The organism is Dyadobacter sp. LHD-138, from assembly GCF_030929615.1.
Lineage (GTDB): Bacteria > Bacteroidota > Bacteroidia > Cytophagales > Spirosomataceae > Dyadobacter.
The window spans coordinates 93,344-119,468 of sequence record NZ_JAVFVU010000015.1; the positions used below are offsets into that span (position 1 = coordinate 93,344).

The 26,125-nt window shown below is 45.3% G+C and carries 16 protein-coding genes; 7 read left to right on the forward strand and 9 right to left on the reverse strand.

Features of this window, described 5'->3' with window-relative positions:
• Positions 1-6 precede the first annotated feature (6 nt).
• The 4 genes from RB622_RS13495 to RB622_RS13510 are packed head-to-tail and all read left to right on the forward strand — an operon-like array spanning position 7 to position 4,191.
• Positions 7-1,098, forward strand: a complete 1,092-nt coding sequence (locus tag RB622_RS13495) for a porin (RefSeq protein WP_308047088.1) — start codon at positions 7-9, stop codon at positions 1,096-1,098.
• Entirely contained in the window at positions 1,098-2,228 is a 1,131-nt protein-coding gene (locus tag RB622_RS13500) for a sensor protein KdpD (protein WP_308047089.1), read from the forward strand. The genes RB622_RS13495 and RB622_RS13500 overlap by 1 nt, the downstream gene beginning before the upstream one ends.
• The gene (locus RB622_RS13505) at positions 2,225-3,955 is read left to right on the forward strand and encodes an ATP-binding protein (protein ID WP_308047090.1); all 1,731 of its coding nucleotides are present in this window, start codon (positions 2,225-2,227) and stop codon (positions 3,953-3,955) included. The genes RB622_RS13500 and RB622_RS13505 overlap by 4 nt, the downstream gene beginning before the upstream one ends.
• A gap of 23 nt (positions 3,956-3,978) precedes the next feature.
• Complete coding sequence (locus RB622_RS13510; RefSeq protein WP_308047091.1) at positions 3,979-4,191, forward strand: hypothetical protein; 213 nt, start codon at positions 3,979-3,981, stop codon at positions 4,189-4,191.
• A 4-nt stretch (positions 4,192-4,195) separates the two neighbouring features.
• Here RB622_RS13510 and RB622_RS13515 read toward each other — a convergent pair whose 3' ends face one another.
• Positions 4,196-5,434, reverse strand: a complete 1,239-nt coding sequence (locus RB622_RS13515) for an AraC family transcriptional regulator (RefSeq protein WP_308047092.1) — start codon at positions 5,432-5,434, stop codon at positions 4,196-4,198.
• An 86-nt stretch (positions 5,435-5,520) separates the two neighbouring features.
• Here RB622_RS13515 and RB622_RS13520 point away from each other — a divergent pair, with 86 nt between their 5' ends.
• The 3 genes from RB622_RS13520 to RB622_RS13530 all read left to right on the forward strand — a co-directional run bounded on the left by RB622_RS13520 (position 5,521) and on the right by RB622_RS13530 (position 11,348).
• Positions 5,521-8,592: a SusC/RagA family TonB-linked outer membrane protein gene (locus tag RB622_RS13520; protein ID WP_308047093.1), complete on the forward strand. Its 3,072-nt coding sequence runs from the start codon at positions 5,521-5,523 to the stop codon at positions 8,590-8,592.
• A gap of 75 nt (positions 8,593-8,667) precedes the next feature.
• Positions 8,668-10,179, forward strand: coding sequence for a SusD/RagB family nutrient-binding outer membrane lipoprotein (locus RB622_RS13525; protein WP_308047094.1), 1,512 nt, complete (start codon positions 8,668-8,670; stop codon positions 10,177-10,179).
• A gap of 173 nt (positions 10,180-10,352) precedes the next feature.
• Positions 10,353-11,348 (forward strand): FAD:protein FMN transferase, encoded by a 996-nt coding sequence (locus tag RB622_RS13530; protein WP_308047095.1) that lies wholly within the window; start codon positions 10,353-10,355, stop codon positions 11,346-11,348.
• Between the two features lie 33 nt (positions 11,349-11,381).
• Here the strand turns inward: RB622_RS13530 and RB622_RS13535 are convergent, their stop codons facing one another.
• From RB622_RS13535 to RB622_RS13570, 8 genes are all read right to left on the reverse strand, one after another.
• Positions 11,382-13,580: a PepSY domain-containing protein gene (locus RB622_RS13535; RefSeq protein ID WP_308047096.1), complete on the reverse strand. Its 2,199-nt coding sequence runs from the start codon at positions 13,578-13,580 to the stop codon at positions 11,382-11,384.
• Positions 13,581-13,607: 27 nt separating this feature from the next.
• Positions 13,608-14,102, reverse strand: a complete 495-nt coding sequence (locus RB622_RS13540) for a DUF2271 domain-containing protein (protein WP_308047097.1) — start codon at positions 14,100-14,102, stop codon at positions 13,608-13,610.
• 5 nt (positions 14,103-14,107) lie between these two features.
• Positions 14,108-15,580, reverse strand: coding sequence for an ankyrin repeat domain-containing protein (locus RB622_RS13545; RefSeq protein ID WP_308047098.1), 1,473 nt, complete (start codon positions 15,578-15,580; stop codon positions 14,108-14,110).
• Positions 15,581-16,093: 513 nt separating this feature from the next.
• Positions 16,094-16,825, reverse strand: coding sequence for a ThuA domain-containing protein (locus tag RB622_RS13550; RefSeq protein ID WP_308047099.1), 732 nt, complete (start codon positions 16,823-16,825; stop codon positions 16,094-16,096).
• A gap of 27 nt (positions 16,826-16,852) precedes the next feature.
• Positions 16,853-19,147 (reverse strand): glycosyl hydrolase family 95 catalytic domain-containing protein, encoded by a 2,295-nt coding sequence (locus RB622_RS13555; RefSeq protein WP_308047100.1) that lies wholly within the window; start codon positions 19,145-19,147, stop codon positions 16,853-16,855.
• A gap of 183 nt (positions 19,148-19,330) precedes the next feature.
• On the reverse strand, positions 19,331-21,211 hold the full coding sequence (locus RB622_RS13560) for a glycoside hydrolase family 97 N-terminal domain-containing protein (RefSeq protein WP_308047101.1): 1,881 nt from the start codon (positions 21,209-21,211) through the stop codon (positions 19,331-19,333).
• Positions 21,212-21,223: 12 nt separating this feature from the next.
• Positions 21,224-22,690, reverse strand: coding sequence for a RagB/SusD family nutrient uptake outer membrane protein (locus RB622_RS13565; RefSeq protein WP_308047102.1), 1,467 nt, complete (start codon positions 22,688-22,690; stop codon positions 21,224-21,226).
• 11 nt (positions 22,691-22,701) lie between these two features.
• Positions 22,702-26,091 (reverse strand): TonB-dependent receptor, encoded by a 3,390-nt coding sequence (locus tag RB622_RS13570; protein ID WP_308047103.1) that lies wholly within the window; start codon positions 26,089-26,091, stop codon positions 22,702-22,704.
• Positions 26,092-26,125: the final 34 nt, after the last annotated feature.

Sequence of the window (26,125 nt, forward strand, 5' to 3'; positions counted from 1 at the left end):
ATGAAAATGAATAAATTATTATTGATTGCCGCCGGAATGATTTCATTTCAGGCTATTGCCCAGGATAGTATTGTGGCCGAAAAACCAAAAGCAAATCCTTTGACGTTCTCTGGCTACATCGAAGCCTTTTACAGTTACGATTTTAACAAACCGGCCAGTCACGAAAGACCCGGCTTTTTATACAATTTCAACAAACACAACGAGGTAAATTTAAACCTGGGGCTATTTAAGGTCAATTACAATACGGAAAATGTACGGGCCAACCTGGCTGTGATGGCCGGGACCTATGCACAATACAATCTGGCAGCAGAGCAGGGATTGCTTAAAAATATTTATGAAGCCAACGTGGGTGTAAAAATTTCAAAAAACAATAATTTATGGATTGACGCCGGCGTTATGCCTTCGCATATTGGCTTTGAAGGCGCGATTGGCAAGGACAACTGGACCTTGACCAGAAGTTTACTGGCCGAAAATTCACCTTATTATGAGGCAGGTGTTAAGATTGGTTATACCACTAAAAACGAAAAAATATATGCAGCCGTCATGTATCTGAATGGCTGGCAGCGCATCCAGAAAGTGCCCGGCAATCAAACGCCGGCATTCGGAACCCAGCTGACCATTAAGCCATCGGCCAAAGTGACCCTGAACTGGAGTACGTACCTGGGCAACGAGCAGCCCGACAGCACCAGACAATGGAGATATTTCAATAATGTTTACGGGGTGTTTCAATTCACAGACCGCTTTGGGCTGACGGCGGGCTTCGATATTGGTACCCAGCAAAAAAGCAAGGGAAGCAGCCGCTACAATACCTGGTATACGCCCATTTTGATTACCCGGTATTCCCCCAATGATAAAATTCGTCTTGCCGCACGCGGCGAGTATTATGCCGACAAAAACGGGGTCATCATCAGCACGGGAACGCCAAACGGGTTCAAAACTTTCGGGTATTCGGCAAACTTTGACTACCTGCCAGCCCAAAACGTCATGTTCCGCCTGGAAGCGAGAACTTTTAAGAGCAAAGACGGTATATTTACAAAGCATGAAAAGGCCGACAGCCAGAATTTCTTTGTGACAACATCAGTGGCACTATCATTTTAATGACTGAAAAAGAAACCAACGTAAAACATTTTCTGGACCTGATCAAAAAATCCAGAAGAGGGAAGTTCAAAATCTACATCGGCATGAGTGCCGGTGTAGGTAAAACCTTCCGGATGCTGCAAGAGGCCCACACATTGATGCGTAACGGCATTGATGTGAAAATTGGTTATATAGAAACCCATAACCGCAAAGAGACCCACGATCTGCTCGAAGGACTCCCGATTATTCCCCGGCGCAAACTGTTTTACAAGGGAAAAGAACTGGAAGAGTTTGATTTGCAGGCCGTCATCAGTTTGCGTCCTGAAATCGTGATTGTCGATGAGCTGGCCCATACCAATATCGAAGGCAGTAAAAACGATAAACGCTGGCAGGATGTTATGGAAATACTGGATGCCGGTATCAATGTGATCAGTGCCGTCAACATTCAGCATATCGAAAGCCTGAACGAAGAAATTAAGCAGATCACCCGGGTGGAAGTAAAAGAAAGAATTCCGGATAGTGTCTTGCAGCAGGCCGATGAAGTGGTCAACATTGATTTGACGGCCGATGAGCTCATCATCCGTTTGAAGGAAGGTAAGATTTATGCGGCTGAAAAAGTCCCGACGGCACTCAGCAACTTTTTCACCTCGGACAACATTTTACAGCTCCGCGAACTGGCGCTGAAAGAAGTGGCCAGCCAGGTCGTTCGAAAAGTGGAAACCGAAATTACTTCGCGGGGGACAACCTCTTTGAAGCCCAATAAATTTATGGCCTGCATCAGCAGCAACGCCCAGACGTCCAAAACGGTCATCCGCAAAACGGCCCGGCTGGCCAGTTATTACAATAGTCCCTGGGTGCTGCTGTACGTGCAGACGCCCAAGGAAAGCATGGATAAAATTGCCCTTGACAAGCAAAGGCATCTGATCAATAATTTTAAGCTGGCAACCGAGCTGGGCGGCGAAATCATCCGGATTGAAAGTGCGCACGTATCCAGAACCATCATGGAGGTCGCCGAGCAAAGGCAGATCACAACCATTTGCATCGGCAAGCCGCATATGAGTCTGTTTAAAGTGATATTGGCCACCAATATCTTTAATCAGCTATTGAAAAAGTTATCTGTTTCTGAAATTGATCTGGTTATTCTATCATGAAAATTAAAGCAAAACTGACACTGGGCATTGGCCTGCTGTTTTTTATGATTTTACTATTGTCGTCTGTCGGGATCAGAAATATCAACGCCTTAAAGAATGATTCTGAAAACATCCTGATCGCCAACTACAATACCCTTGAATATGCCAGAAATATGTTGCTGGCGTTGGACGAAATACAGCTTAAGGCTGGCGGATTTGAAGATTTTCAAAAAAATCTGGACAAACAGAAGCAAAACGTCACCGAGCAGGGAGAAGGCAAGGCAACCGGTCACATCGAACATCATTTACAGCTGCTGAAAGCAAATCCCCATGATGCAACGCTGCACCTGCTGATCAGAAAAGACATTTCCGAGATCATGCGGCTGAACATGATCGCCATTCAGCGCAAAAGTGACATTGCCAAAGAAACCGCCCGCACGGCAAATCTATGGATCGTCGTTTCCAGCACCATTTGTTTTTTACTGGGCATGACCCTTTTGGTCAACCTTCCCAGCAATATTGCCAACCCCGTAAAGGAGCTCACCAACAGCATCAGGGAAATTGCGGCCAAGAACTATTCGCAGAGGGTTTATTACAAAAGTAAAAATGAATTTGGCGAACTGGCCGATTCATTCAATACGATGGCTGAAAAACTGGAAGAGTACAACAACAGCAATCTTTCCAAATTACTGATTGAAAAAAAACGGATTGAAACGCTGATCAACAATATGCATGAGCCCGTGATCGGCCTGGATGAAAACAAAAGTATTTTATTCATCAACAACGAAGCCCTGAAAATTTCAGGACTCAGGTCCGAGGATGTGGTCGGTAAAACCGCCCAGGAAGTTGCCGCATCCAATGATCTGGTCCGGTCCCTGATCTACGACCTTTCCGAGCAGGGTGATGGCAGCAATCAGCAAAATGAATCGATAAAAATCTATGCGGATGATAAGGAAAGCTACTTCGAGAAAGAAGTGGTCAATATCACGATCCTGCCCACCGGTGAAAAAGAGAAAAAACTTATTGGGCAGGTAATCGTCCTTAAAAACATTACCCCTTTCAAGGAGCTGGATTTTGCCAAAACCAATTTTATTGCAACGGTTTCCCACGAACTGAAAACACCGATTTCTTCGATTAAGATGAGCCTTCAGCTCCTGGAAAATGCCCAGACCGGTACTGTCAATACCGAGCAGCAGCAGCTCATTGACAGCATCAAGGAAGACAGCGACCGGCTTTTGAAAATTACGGGGGAGCTGCTGAATATGTCTCAGGTTGAAACCGGCAATATCCAGCTGAGCATCCAGGAATCAACCCCTGCCCGGATTCTGGAATACGCCCTTGAGGCCGTTAAGGTGCAGGCCGAACAAAAGCAGGTTGAGCTTATTGTTGACACGGAAGAAAACCTGCCAACCATCAAGGCGGATACGGAAAAAACGGCCTGGGTGATGATCAATTTCTTAACCAACGCCATACGTTACTCGAATCAGGCCGGCCAGATTCATGTCCAGATCAAGCGCCTGGACAATCTGGTCCACTTTTCGGTCAAAGACGAAGGCAAAGGTATTGACAGCCGTTACCGAAGCAAAATTTTCAACCGTTACTTTCAGGTGCCCGGAAGCGCTAAAAGCGGAACGGGTTTGGGACTCGCGATCAGCAAGGAATTCATCGAAGCACAGGGTGGCCATATCGGCGTGAACAGTGAGATCGGCATGGGCAGCACATTCTATTTTGACCTCGCCAAATTTTAGACGGCTCCACCAGATTTGCCGTCATGAAAATGAATACCCGACTGGGATTTACTCCGGTCACCTACGCCGAAATTACTCAGGAAAAGAAGTTTTGGGAAGGCTGTAAAAGCTGTGTCAACTACCATGCCCTGCTTGAAAAGGGTACAAAAAATTGCTTCTGCACGGCCATGCTGTACACACCGGCGGAAGAAGCCGAAGCGCAGGAGAATGAATCAGAGCTGGAACATTTCAAATAACCATTTAAATCGATTCAAAAGCGGAACCAGCCAACCCAAATTCAGTAACCAGCTCAGCCACATACTCCGAAAAGTGAAATAAATGCAGCATGCCAATCCGCATTTTATTGGGTAAAAACCCAAAATATTTTTTAAATGCCGCCGTAAAGTGTGTGGCATGTTTATAGCCCATTCTCTGCGCGATTTCGGAAATCTTGCTACCATCCACGCTTAGCTGTTCTTTAGATTTTTCCATTCTGAAATCGTGCAGATAACCAAAAACCGTCGTACCGAAAACTTCCTTAAAATACTTTTTAAGATTAAATTCATTGGTACCAACCTGATGGGCAAGATCCTTTATCGACAACGGTGATTCGATATTTTCAATCAGTATTTCTCTTGCCAGATGCATTTTCGTAATATCCTCCTGCTTTAAGGGAGAGGTAATATCAGGCAGAGGCAGTTCTTCGTACTGCGCAAACTGCAACGCCAGCAACTCAATCACCTTAGCTTTAACAAACAGATTTTTATGATATCCTGAATATTGACAATGTAATATTTCAAATAAGATCGAAATCATTTTTGAAGTCAGCGGCAGATTTCTCAAACTCAAAAATGCGGGTAATACTTCGGCAATCCCTTCCTTGAAATGTTTGCAGAGCGGGTGTGTTTCCGGCAGGTTATGAAAGAAAAATTCAGGAGAAATATTAATTGAGAAGACTTCTGTTTCTAAACCGGGCTGCCACTGCACAACCATTTTTCTTTGCGGCAATAGTAACAGATTATGCTGATACGGCTTGAACCTCACAAATGGTTTCACAAACGATTCGCAGAAATAAGTCGTAACGTTTTGCAGACAAAAATTCATCTGAACATGCGATGCCGAAGTGTGGATCAGCATCGGCTGCCGGGAGCTTATCCTGAAATTTCCATACCAGAAATAAACACCATCCAGCATGATCTCCTGCCCTTTTCCTTTGATATAGTCGTCGTCATACACGATATAATTTTCGATCACTTCATCCTTTTTCAGCGAAGCAAAATCAGGATATTGCCAGCTTTGTTTTGCTTCAGGCTTTGATTCCGCTACGTTAAAAAGCATTTCTCCCTCATTCGTCATCTTTTCTCCTTTTACCGTCACCACGTTAAATTGTTCCAAATATACCTTTGCGAAACAGTCTGTATTTAGACTGTATCCAAACAATTCTACGAAAAAACTTTGATAAAGCCATAGAAACAAGAGACTCCGCGCAAAATTTTCCATGCCGGAGCCCTGTTTTTTTGTGTCCGATTCAAGCAAAAAGTGGCGTTGTGATAATTCTTAAAGCATAATCCCTAACATCATTTGAGATGATCATGTACAAAAAATGCTGCCTGACCCTGTTGATGCTTATCATTGCAGCAGCATCCTACGCACAGCGGGCCGAAATCAGTGGCCGGGTAATAGAACAAACTTCCGGCAATGCCCTTCCCGGTGCAAACATTGTTATCAAAGGAACTTCCGATGCTACCATTACCAATGAAAAAGGCGGTTTTAAATTGCAGGCCAACGCAAAAGACATCCTTGTTATTTCGTTCATAGGATTTGAATCCCAGGAAATTGTTATCGAAAAAAATGTTTCAGAAATCACCATTTCCATGAAAGAGGATGTAAATCAGCTTTCGGAAGTAATGGTGACCGGTGCACTCGGCATCAAACGTGCCGCGCGTGAAATCGGCGGCGGCGCACAGGTTGTAGACTCCGAAAATCTCAATCAGGGAAAGACGATTAACCCGCTTGGTGGTTTGACCAGTAAAGTTTCCGGCTTACGTATCAATATGTACGACAGTAAAGTGGACCCGCAGATGCAGATAACCATGCGTGGTACCCGCTCGCTGAACCGAAGTAAGAACGCGCCCATTTATGTTGTGGACGGGGTACCATTGCCGGATATCAGCCGGATAAATCCCAATGATATTGAAAGTGTAACGGTGCTTAAAGGGGCAAACGCTGCCGCCTTATACGGTTCGGAAGGCGTCAATGGCGCCCTTATGATCACGACAAAAAACGGTGCACGTGATAAAGGAAAAGTCACTTTTGGACATACGACCACTTTTTCAAATGTTTTTATGCTGCCTCCGGCGCAAAATCAGTTCGGGCAAGGTGTTAATGGCGTCTACAACGCCAGCCAGGCTGAATCCTGGGGACCGGCATTTGATGGAACGATGAAAGATTTCGGACCAAAACTTCCTGACGGCACGCAGCCGCAGCTACGGTATGCCGCACCAGGAAACGACAATCGTCTTGATCTTTTCACTACCGGTGTCAACATGCAGAATGATCTTTCATTTTCGGGTGGAGATCAAAAAACGACCTACTTCTTTTCCGTACAGGATGCTTCTATCAAAGGAATTATCCCCGATGACAAGAGCCGCAGAACAGGTGCACGTTTCAACGGCTCAAGAAAATTTGGCAAGCTGAATACCTCATACAACATCAATTACGTATATTTCAAAAAGAATACCACGCCAGACGGCCCCTGGATTACAGCATATTCACTCCCGGCAAATTTTGATTTCAATGCCATGAAGGATTATAAAAATCCAACCTCCAACGCGAATCCTAATTATTTCTTTACCGACGCCCAGAAAAACCCTTATCAGCAAATCGGTAACATTCGTGATGAAAGTCAGCAGCAGACTTTGAATGGAAAAATTGAGCTGGACTACGAGGTTACACCCTGGCTGAATGCGATGTATCGTTTAGGGCTTTACAACAACGTAGTCGATACCCGCAGCACGACAGGAAAATTTGAAGCCGCTGGTCGTCGCAATGTCAACGGCAGCGTAGCCGACGGAACAAACAATTTCCGTAGGTTAAATGGCGACTTCATCCTGAATTTCCATAAGGACTTTGGAAAGTTTACCACACGTTTGTTGCTAGGACAAAACTTCCGTTCGGACAACACGAAAGCAACCAGTATAAGCACCAGCAATTTACTGCTGCCGGACCTTTTCAATCCGGGCACAAGAATCGGAGAACTGGCGGGAAGTTCGACCATTACAGCATACCGCTCCATGGCAGGTTACGGAGAATTCACGGCGGGATACAACAATTATCTCTTCCTGACTTTCACCGGCCGTAACGAATGGGTTTCTGTTTTGAGCAAAGCAAACCGCTCCTATTTCTACCCGGGCCTGAGTGCTTCTTATGTTTTCAATGAAGCCATTCCGGCGCTGAAAGACAATAGCTTCCTTTCGTTCGGTAAGCTGTTTGCGTCGTGGAACAAAACCGGAAACGTTACCCTTGACCCCTACTCCCTTAACAATCCATACGCACAGCTGAACGGATTTCCGTTTGGGAATATGGTCGGTTTCTCCCCTGGTCTGAAATATCCAAATCCCAACATTGAGCCTGAATTTGTTACTTCTTATGAAATCGGTACACAGTTAAGTTTTTTCAATAACAGGCTGAATTTTGAAGGAAGTTACATTTACTCAGATTCAAAAGGGCAGATTTTTAATGCGACAACTTCCCGGGCTACCGGTTACAGCAGCGCGGTGGTAAATGCCGGCCGCCTGACAAACAGCATCATCGAACTGGGTATCAACGGCGATGTGATCAGAACAAGCGATTTGAAATGGAATATCGGTTTTAACTTTACGCATATCAATAATCAGGTTAAGGAATTATACGCAGGACTGAAATCCTTTAACGTTTTCCGTCAGTCTTATGCCAATCAGGGACAGGCCTATCCAAGTCTGCTCGTGAGTGACTATTACAGGGATCCGCAGGGCCGGATTGTCGTTGACGCAAATGGTGACCCCCGCGTGGCTTCTGAGCCGACACACCTGGGTACAATGGTACCGCCTTATCAGATGGGCATCAATACCTCCGTACGCTACAAAGGATTAACCCTGGGCGCCCAGTTCGACTGGCGCATGGGAGGCTGGTTATACTCTGAAATTGTCCCACGCATGTATACCGCTGGCACGGAACCACGCACCGCTGAATTCGGCCGGGAAGCATTTGTTTATCCAAATTCAGTCGTCGAAATAACGGCGCCAATCAAAAATGCCGAAGGAAAAATAATAACGCCGGGCGTTTATGAAGAAAATACAGAACTGAAAACGTCAAGCGGTGGAAAGGCATTCTGGAGTAAGCAGGGAGAAGTGCAGATCAATACGGCGGCGAAATCCAATTTCTTCAAATTACGGGAATTAAACATCACTTATTCGTTACCCTCCTCTCTTTTAAGAAAGCAGAAATTTATCCGTGACGCAAGCATCGGACTCGTTGGGACCAACCTCTTCATCATCCGTCACAAGGATAATAAATACGGAGACCCGGAAATGCTTTACAACAGCACCGACGGCTATCTGAGTTTCCGCCAGGTACCTCCCTACCGTACGTATGGGTTTAATGTGAACGTAAGTTTTTAAAAATATTCAGGTTTCATAATACGGAATAAATCCATTTCCCGTTTCCGGAATCTTTGACTTTTGATGATCTAAAAGATGAAAAAATTAATAAAAATGGCTTTTTGCCTGCTGGGAATTTTCACCTTCACGGCATGCAGTGATTTCCTTGATGTAAATAACAATCCCAATGCGCCGATTTCCGAAAATCTACCGCTTTCGGCCAAGTTATCGGCAGCTTTGGTCAGCAGTGTAAATCAGGAAACAGGGCAGCTAAACCAGATTGGCGCTTTTTGGGGTGGCTACTGGGGAACGACCAGCGAAGGGATTAACAACTTTGTTGACCTGAAAACCTACAATGGACCGGCTATTCGCCATCAGCGAGATGGAATTCCTGTTTGGGAAAATGGTTATACCAATTTGCTTTACTATCAGTTGATCAGGGAGCAGGCCACCACAGAAGGTGTTTTATTCTATTCCGGCGTCGCTAAAATTATGCAGGGCTGGCATTTCATGCGCCTCGTTGATGTTTACAACAATTTGCCTTTTGATGACGCGTTGCAGGGAACCGTTCACCCCACGCCACGTTATGAAGACGGAAAAACAGTTTATGAAAAATCCGTTAACATGATCACCGAAGGGATCAATGAGATCAAAAATGCACCGGCCGGTACAACGGCGGGCGCTGACGACATCATGTTTAAGGGTGATAAAACGTTATGGGTGAAGTTTGGCAATACGGTCAAACTGCGCGCACTGATCCGCCAGAGCGAAGCCGGCAACCAAGCATATATAACGTCCGAAATACAAAAAATACAAAGTGAAGGAACGGGTTATCTGGGTGTTGGCGATAATGCCTTTATTCAACCGGGTTATCTGAGCACCGCCGGAAAACTGAACCCTTTTTGGGAAAGCAACTACAAAACGGTCCAGGGTGTAAGCACGGCCAACCACCAGGATATTCGCCCAACCGTTTTTTTAATCAACAAATACAAAGAACGGAATGACCCTCGTCTCGCCAATTTGTTTGTTTCTGTGGGCACTGATTACAAGGGTGTTTTATTTGGAAATCCAAATGCAGAAACTGAATATGAAAGAGCCAATACATCGGCTTTTAAAGGGCCCGCGGAAAACGGGAACAAACCGGCGGCATTGTTTAAAAGTGCAACACAGCCGTCCGTCATGATGGGATCCTTTGAGAGCTTGTTTTTGCAGGCGGAAGCTGCCCAACGAGGCTGGATTACCGGTTCTGCCAAAGGATTTTATGAACAGGCCATTCAGGAATCTTTCAAATACATGGAAGTCGCTGCGAGCACTTTCACTACCTATAACGCACAACCGATCGTAAATTTCGATCAGGCGACGGATAAAATTGAAAGGATTATTGAACAAAAATGGCTGTCGCTTAACAGCATCAGCAGTCTGGAAGCATGGAGTGATTTCAGAAGATTGGGAATTCCGGCGCTCCCAAACTCGCTGGACGCACCTACCAGAACGACATTCCCGCACCGTTTCATGTATCCTGAGTCCGAAAGACAGACGAATAATGAGGAAGCAAACAAACAGGGCGCCGATGAAATAACAACCAACAAAGTCTGGTGGGATAAGTAATTCAGATCTTGTTTAACGTAGATAATAACCGCTGTCGGATCAGTCTCAAAGACTGTTTGTTCCGGCAGCGGTTATTTACATTTCACCCCTTGTGCAAATCCTGCCGGGTGATCTTGCAAGGATATGATTAAATTGCGCGCTAAATCGCAACTACCTGAAATAAAATAATACCAATGAAAGTATTTCTGACCATTGTCCTTGTCTTGTCCAGTCTGATGTCTCATGCGCAGGTTCTCCGGAAAAGAACAACCCTGCTCATGGGTGGGCGGTTCGATATCACGATTGTGGCGCAGGATTCGCTGACGGCGGAAATGAACATTGATACCGTTATTCAGGAGATTACCCGGATCGAAAACCTGATCTCCGACTGGAAGCCGGCTTCACAGATTTCGCAGGTTAACTCGAATGCAGGAATTCGTCCCGTTCAGGTTGACCGGGAGGTTTTTGCCATGACAGAAAGAGCACTGGAATTATCAAAATTGACTAACGGTGCTTTCGATATCAGTTTCGCCGCCATGGACCGGATCTGGAAATTTGACGGGTCTATGACCGCCATGCCCACACCCGCCGCGATTAAGAAATCCGTTGCAAAGGTGGGATATCAAAACATTCTTCTGGACAAAGTCAATTCCACGATTTTCCTGAAAATGAAAGGAATGAAAATCGGATTCGGTGCCCTGGGCGAAGGTTATGCCGCCGATCAATGTCGCGAATTGATGCTCAGAAAAGGCATTAAGGCCGGTATCGTCAATGGGTCAGGCGATATGCGTGTTTGGGGTAAACAACCCGATGGTTCCGACTGGATAATTGGCATTACAAACCCTGCCCGAAAGGACGAAGTCTTTGCTGTAATTCCACTTCGCGAGGGAGCTGCCGTTACTTCGGGCAGTTATGAGAAATTCGTCATTTTCAATGGGAAACGCTATGCGCATATCATTAATCCTGCCACAGGATATCCGGCGACGGGACTTACGAGCGTGACTGTTTTTGGCCCCAGCGCGGAAAAAGCCAACGGGTTCAGCACCGCTCTGATGGTACTTGGAAAACAGGCCGGTTTGAAATTAATCAACCTTTTTCCCGATTATAGCTGCATTATGATAACGGACGATGGCAAAATATTTTCTTCCCGGAATATGGATATTTCCAAATACAAAACCGGGCAGTTGTAATGAATCCGCCTAAAAAATTGCTTTCCGCTCCGATCAATAACAATCCATAACCACCTGGCTCCGCGACTGATAGTAACTGACACTCCTTTTCAGATGATTTTGACAAATATTTTCCAATAAATTGACCACGTCCTTCTGCATAGACAGCGATCCGCAAAGCATGACCACGCCTTCCTTTGCCAGCACATCTGCGACAAAAGCTTCATCCCGAAAAAGCAAGTCTTTTACATATTGCTTTTCGCCTTCGCGTGAGTAAGCGACTTGCAAACCGCCTAATTTATTTTCTTCCAGATTGTTGTCAAGTGCCTGCCGATAAACGGAAAAGGATTTCTGATCCCGGAAACCACAGTATAAATAACAATCCGTCCCGGGACGCCGCTGATCGATCATCCCCAAAAATGGCGCAATACCGGTTCCATTGGAAATCATAATCACCGGGGCCGTCTGCGCCGGGAAATGAAAATGTGCATTGACCACAATTCGGGCATTGGTGATAATGGTTCCCGAATCCTGACGGTACAGATAATCCGAACCCAGGCCTTTATCATGTAACTTAACGCTCAACTGAATATCTTTTCCAACCTTACCAATCGAATAAAGCCGCTCCCGGTGGTCGTTTGCCGGATAAATAGCCAGTAAATCGCCCGAAGTAAATTTCACACGGTTTTTGGGCCGCAGACGGATCAGAAAATCTTCTCCCGGCTGAAAAACCGCTGTCTTATCGATGACCGTCAGGGACTGTGCCTTTTCCTGTCTCGCCGGTAATAGTTCCGAAGAAACGACCAGGGGAATATCCGCATGCTGCGACCACGTAGTAATCCACTCCCCAAATTCATGAGGGGATTTATCATGAACCGTATGGATTTCGAGCATCGGAACTGCCCATTTTTCCTTTGAAAGCAAATTGTCTATCTCAAAAGCAAACTTACAAAAATCGGGATAACTGTGTGATCCAAAACCAATTACTGAAAACTGAACGGATTGCTCCTGGGGATATTTAGCGAGCAATAAAGCAAAACGCCCCGCATTGGTTGGCGCATCGCCGAGTCCATAGGTGGCCGTCATAATGATGATATGGGATGCCTTGGGAAAAACCGCGTAGTCGTTCAGCTCGGTCATGTAAGCTGTCTTCCCACCCGTAATCAATTGCTGATAAACGGCATTGGCAAAACCAAAAGTGCTGCCGTTTTCCGAGCCCACCAAAATGATAAACTCACTTTCCTGTGCCGTGTATTTATTTTTAGCCCGGTTCCGCCTGCGCCGGAACATGATGATAAAACCGGAGTAGATAAAGAAAAGGATATTTCCAGACGCCACTGCCAACACAATCGCCCACAATGCACTTGCTCTGCCCGTATGCAGGTCCAGGCTGAATTCAGTCAGTAAAGCAGTTGCTGGATATTTTACTTCACTGAGAACCTCGCCGGTTATTTGATTGACAGTTACTTCCCTGTCCCGCAGTTTCAGTGTATAATAATCTTCAACATCCTCCGAAAAAGGGAATTCAATGGTTTGTACCTGCGAGAGTTTTATTCCCTTAAAGATATCGAAATCTGCTGTTTTCCTCTCAGGTTTTGACTGAATCGCATCAAAGTCGATTTTGGCAGAAATCTGGGGTGTTTCAGTCAGCCCGAAACGGTTTAAGGATAGATAAGTGCCGGTCAATGCCAGTATACAGATCGGAATCAGCGAAAGCCGCCCGAGGACCACATGGTAATACTGCGCAAAATTATCCCTGACTATTCTGGTAAAAAACCGTTTCCAGCCGCGTTGACGCTGAACAATCAATATCGTACCTGAGATACTGATCAGCAGCAGCAGAAAAGCCGTCAGACCAACAAAAAACCGACCGGCTTCATGTAAAAAAAGAGAGCGGTGCAAGGCAGTAACCCATTCAAAAAATTCGCTCTTTTTTTCCGGATGACCCAGAATTTTACCGGTTACCGGGTCAATGTAGGCCACTAATTTTTCCCCGTTGGCGTCTGTGCCTTTGATCTGCACAAACTGGTTGGCATCCACCGAAAGCGCATTGATCTCCGGATAGGTCTGTTTTAAAACAGGCAGCGACTGCGCCAGTGTGATTTCGTCAAACTTGTCTGCACGATAAGAATAAAGCTTTTCGGATAAAGGCTGAAAAGACAGTACAACGCCGGTGAGGGATGCCAGCGTCAACAAAAGAAAAGAAGATACAGCCAGGGCTAAATGGCTGTATCTCCATATCGAAATGGTCATAAGTACTCAAAACAGGATAAAAAGACACTAGTTTGGGCTAAACCGGACATATCGGATATATCCTGTACCCTCGCTTTTTCCCGAAAGCGTTTCTGTTGTCAGGGGTATTTCCAGGTCTTTTACGTTATAATTTTTGTCTTCCACCGCACTTTCAAACCGTAGTTTGTAGCCGGCATTAATTTTTGCAGTCTCAATTTCAAAAACATTCACGCTCCTGTCGCCTCCCGTTACAGACGCTCCGGTAATTGCACTGATGCCGGATGGTTTTTTGGCGTAAAACTTATGCCACTCTTTCAGACTGTTGTACCATTTTTTGTCCGATCCGAGCACGTACAAGGTTTTGTCGTACGCACCTTTACTGTTAATGAGGGAAATCACTACATAGGCACCTTCACCCATGTAGTTGGTCATCTGGATCATGCATTTATATTTGCTTGTACCCGTACTTTGCGCAGATGCGCCCACCGGGCTGGCAAATGTAAGCACCATAAAAAACAGTGCTGTTTTCAGTAAGTTAGACATCAATATTACTTCAAAAAGTTAACGGTTATATTATTTTTAGTAAGGGATTCATTTTCACCAGCCAGATCAAATGCAGTTTCCTGGAAATTGGTCACAATGTCCTTTTTCGCCCCAATGGAGATCAGATATTTCAGCAAAACATCATCCTTTGAAATCATCGCAGCCCGATGAAGTGCCGTAATGCCTTCACTGTTTTTAGCATTTACATCAATCTGATACGATTCCAGACGCTTCACCAGCGAAAGATCATTTTTAGCCACGGCCAAATGGTATAAAGTATTGCCGTTTTTCTGTGGCTGCGAAATTTTAAAACCTTTGTCCTGAAGCACTTTCAGTTTCGCTTCAAACTCAGCGGCTCTTTGGCTGCTGTACGACTGAACAAGATAACTGGCAAGATTATCGCCATTGGCATCAGTTACGTTTAACGATGCTCCCTTACCGATCAAATAACTCACAACTTCCGGCGAATTGCCACGTACAGCCATCGCCAATGCGGTAATACCTTTTTTGTTACCCTGATCAATGTTTTTTACACGGGAAGCCAACAAGCCCAGCAATTCCGTGTCGCGGTTGAAAGCCGACGCATTCATAAAAGGTGTATTTCCATCCTCGTCCGCCTTATTAACGTCCACACCTTTTGAAAGAAAATACGTAATAATTTCCTCCTGCTTGGGTTTGCGTACAAGCGCGTGCAAAACGTTTTCGCCATTTTTGCCAATCACACCAGGCTTGATGTTCAGACTTTCCAGGTATTGGTAAACTTCCAGGCCGTTACTGCCACGACGTGATCCCTGAGCGGCCATTAGCATGGCATTATCCTGCGCCGGCACGCCTTTCTGCAAAAGGGTTTTTAACATATCCATGTTACCACCCCTGGCTGCATAGCTAAATGCATTGTTGCCCGCTGCATCCTTACTTTTCAGGTCCAGTCCTTTTGAAATAAAATAATTGGTCAGGATCAGATCCTTATCGCTGGCAATCGCAATCAGCAAAGCGTTGGCACCATCATGATTCAGATCCTTTTTAATATCAGCGCCATGCGCCAGACAGATTTCATAAACCTTTGTATTCTGCTGCCCGCTGCCAGCGGCAAAGTTCAGCGCCGTAGCTCCGTGACTGTCAATCACATTGGCTTTCGCGCCCTTGGCAACAAGATGCTCCATGATTTCAATATTACCCGCATTCGCTGCCCAATGCAAATAAGTACGCGAATCATGCGTTAATTTTTCGATACCATTTCCTGGCTGAGCGAGAAGAAATTTGATCGTTTCCACAGGCGCTTTGGCATTGATCGCCAGCACAACCGGGTCAAAACTATTGCTGTTAAGCTGGGCAGGGTTATTTCCTTTTTCAATTTCCGCTTTTACAGCATTCACATCCTGAGGCGATTTCCAGAAAGACTGCTCCAAAAGGACGTTTTGCTGCGCCTGCGCGGTTAAAGAAAATAGCGCCAAAGCGGCAATAACTAGTTTTTTCATATAAACATCAATTATTAAGAAACTTTAAACTGGCCTTTTCGGTAACAAAAAACAAACTTAATTATATTTGGTCTACATATTGATTATTTCTGCATTTAATACCGATTTTTACCTCATTTCGCAGGATAGCCTTCTGCATGACGCCAAACATTAAAAAATCATGTGAACGAAATCGATGTTTTTAACGCATAGCCCATTCCTCCTTTTGGCGTTGCGTCCATTTCAAAACCAAGATGATGCAGTGGGTCGTGTTGTTGCACAGGCATCCGGGATGCGCTATGCAACAAAAAATGGCAGATGGACGGCCAAGGGGTGAGGGAATAAAATTCCTATGATTAAACGGCGGGTTAAGCCCGGAGATTTCCAAGAGCCTAAAAATAGCCCTACCACGAATAATATTATAAGACAATGCTGCTATCGGTTTTTAGTGGTCGGCGATAGCATTGCCAAAAAATTCGTGATACGGCCAAATGAATAAAAAAATTGAACAGCTAAAAAACAGATCGGGTGATTTTATTCATTTTGTCTATGCCGTGATACCGACCATTGAATCCCCTGAAACAGTAACTTTCTGTAATTAGAATCCGCAAAGGCTTCCGGTCCATGGCCCAGCTGTATAAACAACACATCGCTGTGACCATAAGGGTTGATCCATGCAATGTAGCGGGAGCTACCCGGATGCGTGGTGTTAAGCAGCGGTTTGATGGTTGACTGCGTGCCGAAATTTCCATAAACTTCGTCATAGATCTGAAAATCCCTCAGCCCTTTGGTCACCGGATGCTCGTGATTCTCGATCTTCACCGGAATAATCACATCATGCTGATAGCTGGATTTTACCGTATCGCCTTTTACCAACGTTGCCTTCTCATAATATTTGCCTCCGATGATACGCTGAAATTCGTCCCACCCCTGATAAGACACAAGCGCATGATGTAAAAATATCATTGCTTTTCCCTTTTGGAGCAATTGTACATAAGCCTGCTTTTGGGATGGCGTAATGGAATCATACATATCATAGAAAACAAGCGCATCAAACTTTTCAACAGCGGGCGATGCAATTAACGCATTACCGCTTGGCTGCTCGATTTTCTCATAACTGATATCACCCAGCGAATCCAGCATGTTATAAAATGGGACTTGTTTAAATCCATGTCCGCCTGTAACGATTAGAATATGCGGCTTCTTTTGCGCAAAACCGGTCATAAAGGTAATCCCTAACAAAATGGTCGTTAGCAGTAATTTCATGTGCAGGAAATTTATATCTGATAAAATTTATTTCACTTTGATTTCCAGCTGCTCACCAATCCGGGTATCGAAAACCAGTGAATTGCCGGAAAGTGTCTCAGCCGCCAGTCCATTTCTGGTTAGCTGAATGTTTTTCCCCGGCCAGGGATTATCCATCATGCATTTTCTCCCCGCTTCACTCAGCAATGTAACGTACCGGATTTCACCATTTTTCAAATCACTGCTTACCAGAAAGGCGCCATAGGCCCGCAACTTTTCAAAACTTGCATCTTTGGCTTTATTCCAGTTTGGGAATATCCTGATGATTTGCTCATAACTCTGCATCATCATTTCATTAACGGTTAAGGGAACTGCCGCAAGGGTTTCTATCCCTCCGCCATCGGCTGTGATCCACAGGTTAGGAAGCGACTGGCGGTTAATACGATCTTTAAGTTGTACAAGGATTTCATCAGAATCATATCCTACCCTCACCGCAGCCGGAAAACAGGTTTCAATTCCATTCCCCAGGGTATTTGCCCATTCTCCCGGTGCTTTCATCTTTTGTTTCCAACGGCTTACATCACTCAGCAGAATTTGGTTAAAGGCCGAGTCTGTTTTGGGGCCGCATACCCCGCCTGGCAATATTAATCCGTGAATAGAAACCCTGGCCAGCCCGGCAATCTCGCTATGCCAGGCGGAAGGACTGGTTTCGACACCCTTCAAACTCAGTTTTCCATCTACTTCGCCAACAGTAAAATCGCTCATGTGCTTGACGATATGCCGCCATTTTTCGACCCTCGCCTGATCAACTTTCAAAAAGCTGCTGACATCAATGATTCCTTTAAACAGCATTTTAACCAAACCTATGGAAAGCGTAGAATTAAAATCACCCAGTTGGTCACGCCACTGCCCCTTATTTTTAAGGTTTGGCATGACTTCGCCGTAATGATCCATGTAAATCACATAGCGCCCGTTTTCAAACTTCAAATAGTCTTCCCAAAAGTTGGCACATTCCAGCATGTAAGGATATATTCTGCGGGCATATGCCCTGTCATAAGTGCTGTAAAAGCGCATCAGCATATTGCCCACACTAAACACGGCATTGATCTTTTGCCCTAAGAATTTATACCCTCCATCGATCATATTTTCCCTTGTTGCATACCGTTTTTCCATCTCATCCGCAGTGAGCGGCCAGCGCGTGGTCACCAGCCCCCTGGGACCTATTCCCACCGGGTAATAAATCCCGTTCATGTCCAGCAGGTCTTTGGCATGTTGTTTGCCCTTTTCCATATAATCCAGAACGGGCTGATCAAAATTATCTGTCTGATTAATGTAGTTGGACGAATAGGCTGCCCAATATGGTGCCTGATAGTTATAGTTTAAATGATAATCACCACCCCATGCCGAGGAGTCGCGGGTTATAAACGGCCCCCAGATGCCCGGGGCAAATTTTCCACCCCTTGAACTCAATGCAAAAAGGTACTGCGACGCGTAGTAATATTTTTCGATAAAAGGATCGCCCATGCGAACGTTTGACTGGCCCCAAAACTCCTTCCACCAACCTGCATGTTCTTTTATCAGTTTGGCTACCGTACCCTGCGTCGTGGATTGCGCCACCTTGATGGTCTTTTGTTTCCAATCTTTATCGTCGTGATTGGTATACATTGTAACCGTTATCGTGAGCTTCTGGTTAGGTTCTAAATTAATTGTCCCATCTTTTTGAAGCTTTCCTCCCAGCACTTTTAAAGCCATCGCCACATGGGTTGGATATGCGAGTAGCGGCGTATTTTCAAATGAACGCGTCACCCAGATTACCGCTCCGGTGGTACCTTTCGTGGTTATGGATGTATTTCCCTCCGTGGCCGCCAGAGCAAGTTTCATTACACAGGATTTGTTGGCTGTAAACTCCGAAACCACCGTGTTTGCCGTAGCAGATACCCAGCTATTTACCCCAACAGCAAGACTATCTTTTGTAAAATTCGCTTCAATGATGGCTTTATCCAATAACTGCTCCGCGTAGTATTTGGCTCCCTTAAGCGCGGCAATACTCACTTCGAGTCGTCCCGGCAAAACGATACCTCCTCCGGGATAAACCGGGTACGCGCGCCAGAAATCATTTTTACCCAAATAAAACACCAACTTATCCGGACTCCCACCGAGCGTCAGGCCAATATCTCCATTGCCGGCCAATGGCCCGTCAGGTGTTTTTGCAGTGGGAACTTTTTTGGGCACCGTCGTAAAAACAGCTTTATAACGTCCGGCATACAGCGACTGCGCTTTGTTTTTATTTGCAAAACAAAAAACGATTGACAATACCAGGAAATACATTTTAAAATCTTTCATTCAGACAATTTCATTTATCAGTAAATTACTATTTGGTCGCTGCGCGCCTGATTATGACGCGCAGCGCATACCACTGGACAGCCTCTTATTATTATTTTGTGTTAAATGACAAGGCAAATATTAGATTGCCTCAAATCAGTCGATGACAGGCAATCGTTTACAAAAACACCCGCTTAAAACATATCACTTCGTAAATTTTGCAATGTATCCCCCACCTTCTGCAAGATTCAACCGGATGCTGTCATTTTCACCATGGCTGCCTTCGACCACTTTTAACGCGGCCGAATCCCCCTGCACATCACTGACTTCCAGAGTTTTGCAGGATCCCCGACCAAGAAATGACAATGAGATATCGAATGTTTTGGGCCCTGCGCCATTCATCACGGCCAAAAACCAGGTGCTTCCCTTTCTACGTGCATACACAGCGGCCTCTCCAATGGCAGATCCTGGCAGGACGATGGTTTCATCCCATACGGATGGAATGCTTTTTATTATCTCAACCGCGGGATTGGCCAGCAGGTGCTGCGGACTCGCCGAATACATAAGCAAGGGAGCCGATAGAATTGCTGCGCTGGCAATCTGATGTGTCCAGGTTGTATTTTTACGACGCTCTCCAAAATGAACCGGCGTGTACTCGGCGTGCCCCGTTATAAAACGGGTAAAGGGCAATGTGACATTGTGCCCGGCCCGGTCGGCGAGTTTACTGGCTTCCATGCCCTTAACAGCTTCCCGGGTTAATTCATTGGGCCAGGTACGTTCCTGTCCGGTAGGCTTATTGGCTCCGTGAAAATCAACCATTATTTGAAGCCCGGCTGTCTCCTTAAGTATCGACTGATACAAATCAACTTCCTCTTTCGCCTCATGATCAAAAAAATCAATTTTCAAACCGCCAATGCCCAGCTCATGACAATGTTTAAAGAACGTCTGCCTTGCAGTGGTCTCCCTTAAATTCTTTGAATGTTCCCATAGCCAGATATCAACACCTTTTTCCCTGGAGTAGTCAACCAACGATTTAATGTCGGCATCACTCCATTTCTTCCAAAACCCTTCCAGAATGTTGTGTTTAAACCCAAGGGTTGAGGCCAGTCTGGAATATTCCTTCATGGTTTCCAATGTACCTTCGCCGCCATCATCGAGGTATTTCCAGACTGCGGAACCCGGTTTAATCCAATCTGTTTTTATTCCCTGAGGAAATATCTTCTTATCCGGCGGCGGGCAAAGATTGTGTACCACATCGTTATTGACCAGCGCATTCAAACCATCGGCTATAATAATGACCCGCCATGGCGTGGTGATCGTCCCGCTAATTGTGGCCGGTTTGGAAAGTCTCAGCGTATCCTCAGGGCTGTAACGTAATTTATACGGATAAGAAGTCGGCTGGTTTTGAGGCAGTCGCAACACCATTCCCTTATTGCCATTGGTCTGCAGGGCCATTCCTCCATAGTTTTTAAGATCCGCTTCGGTCACAGACAAATAAAGCTGCCTGTCGGGTAATTGAAATGTAACAGCGGGCGCAGCCCATTCGCCTGCCTTTACCGTATCCATATTTTTCCTGGCATACAACCCTTCATAGTGCATGTTCAAATCATGATACCATGCGGTGCTGCCCGCCGGTAAGGTGAACACGGTCGACTCGTCGGCAATTCGCTTTTCAGTGGGTTTGCCCGGTACAATCAGCCTGAAAGCTGCGCCTTCATTAAAGAGCCGAACCTCCAAAGTGTAACGCCTGGCACCATGAGTAATGCTAATTTTCGCTCCGTTATAGTGATTCCTGACGATCGAGTGAACACCATTCCATGGGTATTTTTCATCGAACTGGTATAAATCGGCCTTGCCAATCTTAATCCCGTCAGTAATAACCTTTGCATCCACGGACATTCGTATGGGCGAAGCTTCAATAATGGGCCTGTCCTGATAAGATACAGTATAGAATAAGCTTTTGTCTTTAACAAAAATATCGAAAGAGATCTTTTTATCGGGGCTCTGAACGACGGTTTGATCCATAGCGAATACCCTCGCAGATAGCAGAAGCATCAGCGAAATTAAAAATTTTGTATTGAACATAATGACTGATCCTTAAAAGTTTAGGTTTTGTGTCCAGATGCCCTTCATAATATCCATCTGCCCCAGTGGGATAGGGAAAAGGTACGATTTGAATTTCCTTTTGGTGCCTTTTGCATCAAAAGCTACCTGGGGAATGATCTGGTCTGCTATTTTCCACCTGATCAGGTCATTGTAACGTAACCCCTCAAAAGCCAGCTCAACCCTTCGTTCATTCCTGATAATTTCGCGCGTTAGTGCAGATTTCGGAGGCATACCTACACCCTGCCTCGCTCTTACATCATTCAGGGCTTTCAACGCGCGGGGATCATCCCCCAAACCATTTTCAAACATAGCCTCAGCATACATCAACAGCAGGTCCGCATAACGAATTTTGACCATATGCTGCTCACTTAATGTGGAGCCGGAGGCGTTATTTACGGCCGTATTTACCCATTTTTTAAAAACCATGGCTGTATAGGGGATTTGTCCTTCGGCTAAGCTTCCGGTTTGTTTGAAGCCCGCCGGATTGTAAGCCCAGGGATCTCCCGCTTCAAAAATGGTCAATTTCCGGCGCGGGTCATTCGGCTCATAGGCGTTTTTTAGCTCAACGGTCGGAAACACAGACATACGCCCCCCAATAATCTGATCCAGCGAGTGATAATCATCGGGTGCTTTAAACTGGACGGAAAACATGATCTCTTTGTTATTCATTTGACTACCAAAGAAAATTCCGGCGTAGTTATCAGAAAGCTGGAACGGATTAGACGCTGCACCGATTAAAGACCACGCCGCATCCGCAGCCTCTGCAAAGCGTTGGTTATTTAATAAAACCCTTGTCTTTAACGCAATTGCCGAGCCTTTTACCGCCCGGCCATCTACATAAGATGATGCGGGTAAATACGAAATGGACAGGTCAAGGTCTTTAATAATTTGTGCAACAACGTCGGCTTTGGCAGATCTGGGTATTTTCTTGAAGTCACTTTCCAGCTCAGCAGGTTTTAAAATGATTGGCAGATCACCGTAAAGCTGGGCAAGATCATTGTAATAAAAAGCTCTCAGGAATAAGGCCTCTCCCTTCATTCGGTTGCGCACCACATCCGTAATGGCACTGACACGGTCGATATTAGCCAGAAAATAATTACAATAGGCTATCCCCTGAAACCCGAATGTAAAGGATTTGCTGACAATACCCGTTGTGGCAGAATTGTGATCACCTCTCATAACAATATCGAAGGCTTCATAATTTGAAGTATTGGAAGCGTTGTCGGAGAGCGCCTCCCAGAAAAGGAAATTACCGCTCTGAGCTGGTCCATTGGAAACAATGGGCTCCTTAAGTTTAAAATAGCAGGCTATAAGTGCCTTGTTGGCCTCCCCTTCGGTTTTCCAGAAATCTGCGGAATTTGGATTGGAAAGTGGGTTTGTATCTAATGTGTCTTTACAGGAAAACACCAGGGTGCTTAACATGAACACAAACATTGTTCGTATATATAATGTCTTCATAATATCAATGATTAAAATGTAACTTTTACCCCGAATGAATAAATTTTAGCCTGAGGATAAATGGCAGCCCGGCCACTGGCAGCAGCGCGCTCAGGGTCACTTCCTTTGAAAAAGTCGCTAAATGTCAGCAGATTGTCTCCGGATACATACAAGCGCAGCATCTGAATTTTGGCCTTATTGATTACTTTCGCAGGAAAATTGTAGCCAAGCTGAAGATTCTTCAAACGCAGATAAGAAGCATCCTGCAACCACCAATCCGAAACCTGTGTATTGGGCGCATAATTTTCATTAAAAATGTGAGGAATTGTATTGGATGTCCCTTCACCATCCCAGGCATTTTCCCAGAATGTCGGCGGCGGACCGGTTTGCCTGAACGGCGCAATCCCCCACTCCTTCACATAGATTTTACGACCTTTCACACCCTGCAAAAAGAAACTAAAGTCGAAGTTTTTATAGTCGGCATTGAAGGTTAATCCGTAGTTAAATTTAGGAAATGCACCGCTAACCACCATTCGGTCATCCGTAGTAATCCTGCCATCCGGAACTCCGTCCGGCCCGCTGACATCTTTGTATTTCATGTCGCCTGGTTTAGGCTTCACAAGCGGCGTTGGTCCATTATCAATTTCGGTCTGGTTTTGATAAATACCGTCAAACACATACATAAAATAGGAGTTATAAGGCAGTCCCTCTTGTGTTATTGTGCCGTTACCACTGTTGATTTCCCTCGCACCAAATTTTACAACCTTGTTTTTATAGGCTTCAAAATTCCCCTGCACTTTGTAATGGAAATCGCTGATCTTATTTTCATATCCCAGAGAAAGTTCGATACCCGTGTTATTCATCTCACCCAGGTTGACAGTCGGTCCGGCGACACCGATAAATTCCGGGACCTGCAAAGGTCTTAAGATGTTTTTTGTATTTTTTGAATACCAATCCACGCTTCCGAATAAAGAGGATTCAAACAAGCTGAAATCAAGACCAAAATCCGTGACCGTAGTGGTTTCCCATGTAATGTTATTATTGATCAGATCCGTTTGCGTTACGCCTTGTTGTAAGGAACCTCCAATATTATATAAAACCGGATTTAAGACCTGCTGATATGGATAAGGCATTGACTCCCCGCTCAGACTACGGTTTATATTCTGGTTGCCAACCTGTCCCCAGGATACCCGGGCTTTAAGATTATCTACCCACTTAACTGATTTTAAAAAATTCTCCTGCGAAATTTTCCATCCAGCGGAAGCCGACGGAAAAAGTCCCCACTTGTTTCCTTTCGGAAAACGGGAAGAACCGTCATAGCGAAAATTACCTTCCAGCAAATACTTCTCCTGGTAATTATAGTTCACACGCCCAAACACAGACTGAAGCGCCCATTCATAGGCAAAACCATTGACCAACTGCCCCCCCGGGGAATATCCGCCAAGTTCGGTCAAATCACTGGAAGGAGCATTCCTTTTAAAACCTTGCAAACGGTCGTAACGAAAAGTTTCCTGGCTTCCACCCAGCAATGCAGTAAAATTATGGCTTTCTCCAAAGCTCTTATTGTAATTCAATGTCCCGAAAAGTGTATACTGGACATCTTTTTCATCCCGTACGGTCAGGTTGTTCTCTCCAATGGTGCCATTCCACTGGGCATTGAATACATTTTGTCCGGCTGCATCAGGCAGAAACATATAGCCGGGTACAGCCACCACATGAACCTTCGTTTGCCTGTCATTGTATTTTACGGCGCCTTTAACCTGCCCTTTCAGGCCGGGAAGAATGTCAACGTCAAGAAATGCGGATGCAAGCGCGTAATAGTTTTTGATGTATCTCCCCCCGTTTTCAGCTATGGCCACCGGGTTCTTATTTCCACCTTCCTGGATAAATGCTCTGTTCGAATATCTGCCACTTCCGTCAGCCAACTTGGGAGTAGCCGTGGGCGGAGCAGCCAACGCACTCAATATTTGATCCTCGGTTGAATTCCCGTCAAAGTTACCGTTCAACGCGGTTTCATTGCGTTCCCCTTTTGAAAAAGCAATGTTGGTACCGAAAGTCACACGCTTGTTCAGACTCGTTTTGAAATTAAACTGGGCATCATACCTTTTATAGCCCGTTGCAATCAGGATTCCATCCTGATCAAGATAACCAGCACCAAAGTTATAGGTGGTGCCCTCTTTACCACCGTTGACACTCAAATAATGCTGCTGCATGGGAGCGGTGCGAAAAATCGCGTCCAACCAGTCATAACTTGGATATTGTTTAGGATTTGTCACAGTACCCTGACGATACATCTCAATCTGGGCGGGGGTATAAAGCTGATTGACATTGGTACCTGTATGGCCGATCGCCATGTTGAGCAACTCCATGTACTGCACAGAATTGGTTATTCTATCGTAAATGGAGGTAGCCCGCTGACTACCGAAGTTATAGCTATAATCCACATTTAACCTTCCGGCCTTACCTGCTTTGGTGGTCACCAGAATAACGCCGTTGGCCGCTCTGGAACCATAAATTGCTGCTGATGCCGCATCCTTTAACACCGAGATACTTTCGATCTGATTTGGATTGACATTATTTAAATTTCCCTCCACGCCATCAATCAAAATAAGCGGGTCATTACCTGCGCCACTGAAAGTACCCTGGCCCCGAATTTGTATGGAGGCGTTTTCCGCACCCGGCTGACCGGAATTCTGTGTAACCTGTACCCCCGGCATTCTTCCTTGTAGCAGTGAGGTCGTATTAGGAGCCTGCCTGGTGGTTAATTCCGAACCAGAAACATTGCTCACCGCACCGGTTAAATTGACTTTTTTCTGTGTACCATAACCTACGACCACTACTTCCGCCAGGGACTTGTTGTCGACCTGAAGCACGATTTTCAAGGCAGTTTCATTGACAACTTTGACTTCCTGTGAAACATAACCTACAAAACTAAAAACCAGCACAGGCTCTTTTTGAGCAACATCCAGCTGAAAATTCCCTTCAACATCCGAAATAGTTCCAAACGCCGTACCTTTCACCACGATACTTACACCGGGTAGACCAACGCCAGTCTCATCCCCGACTTTTCCTTTTATCTGTATCTTCGGCTCGGGTTTCGGCACCGGCTCGGCCTTGGTTTCAGGGGTTTTTAATTTAACAACAATGGTCTTATCCAGCAAGCCATACGTCAATGGCTGGTTGATAAAACACTGGTCGAGTACCTGTTCCAGTGAGCCATCCGATACATTCACGGTAACGGGGCCAGCCTTTTTGAGCATTTCATTGTTATAAATGAAATAATACCCGCTCTTCTTCTTAATGAGTTTTATCACCCTTTCAAGTGGTGCATTCTGGACCGATATCGACATTTTTTGTGAAACAGCGGCTGCTGCGTATACCTGCATGCAGGTTATGGTGAGCAATAGTGTACTTAACCTCATCACATATAATAGTTTAGCAGAAGCAAAGCAGAGC

Coding starts and splice junctions, on each gene's coding strand:
- RB622_RS13495 (WP_308047088.1), top strand. CDS start 7: ATGAATAAATTATTATTGATTGCCGCCGGAATGATTTCATTTCAGGCT.
- RB622_RS13500 (WP_308047089.1), top strand. CDS start 1,098: ATGACTGAAAAAGAAACCAACGTAAAACATTTTCTGGACCTGATCAAA.
- RB622_RS13505 (WP_308047090.1), top strand. CDS start 2,225: ATGAAAATTAAAGCAAAACTGACACTGGGCATTGGCCTGCTGTTTTTT.
- RB622_RS13510 (WP_308047091.1), top strand. CDS start 3,979: ATGAAAATGAATACCCGACTGGGATTTACTCCGGTCACCTACGCCGAA.
- RB622_RS13515 (WP_308047092.1), bottom strand. CDS start 5,434: ATGGAAAATTTTGCGCGGAGTCTCTTGTTTCTATGGCTTTATCAAAGT.
- RB622_RS13520 (WP_308047093.1), top strand. CDS start 5,521: ATGATCATGTACAAAAAATGCTGCCTGACCCTGTTGATGCTTATCATT.
- RB622_RS13525 (WP_308047094.1), top strand. CDS start 8,668: ATGAAAAAATTAATAAAAATGGCTTTTTGCCTGCTGGGAATTTTCACC.
- RB622_RS13530 (WP_308047095.1), top strand. CDS start 10,353: ATGAAAGTATTTCTGACCATTGTCCTTGTCTTGTCCAGTCTGATGTCT.
- RB622_RS13535 (WP_308047096.1), bottom strand. CDS start 13,580: ATGACCATTTCGATATGGAGATACAGCCATTTAGCCCTGGCTGTATCT.
- RB622_RS13540 (WP_308047097.1), bottom strand. CDS start 14,102: ATGTCTAACTTACTGAAAACAGCACTGTTTTTTATGGTGCTTACATTT.
- RB622_RS13545 (WP_308047098.1), bottom strand. CDS start 15,580: ATGAAAAAACTAGTTATTGCCGCTTTGGCGCTATTTTCTTTAACCGCG.
- RB622_RS13550 (WP_308047099.1), bottom strand. CDS start 16,825: ATGAAATTACTGCTAACGACCATTTTGTTAGGGATTACCTTTATGACC.
- RB622_RS13555 (WP_308047100.1), bottom strand. CDS start 19,147: ATGAAAGATTTTAAAATGTATTTCCTGGTATTGTCAATCGTTTTTTGT.
- RB622_RS13560 (WP_308047101.1), bottom strand. CDS start 21,211: ATGTTCAATACAAAATTTTTAATTTCGCTGATGCTTCTGCTATCTGCG.
- RB622_RS13565 (WP_308047102.1), bottom strand. CDS start 22,690: ATGAAGACATTATATATACGAACAATGTTTGTGTTCATGTTAAGCACC.
- RB622_RS13570 (WP_308047103.1), bottom strand. CDS start 26,091: ATGAGGTTAAGTACACTATTGCTCACCATAACCTGCATGCAGGTATAC.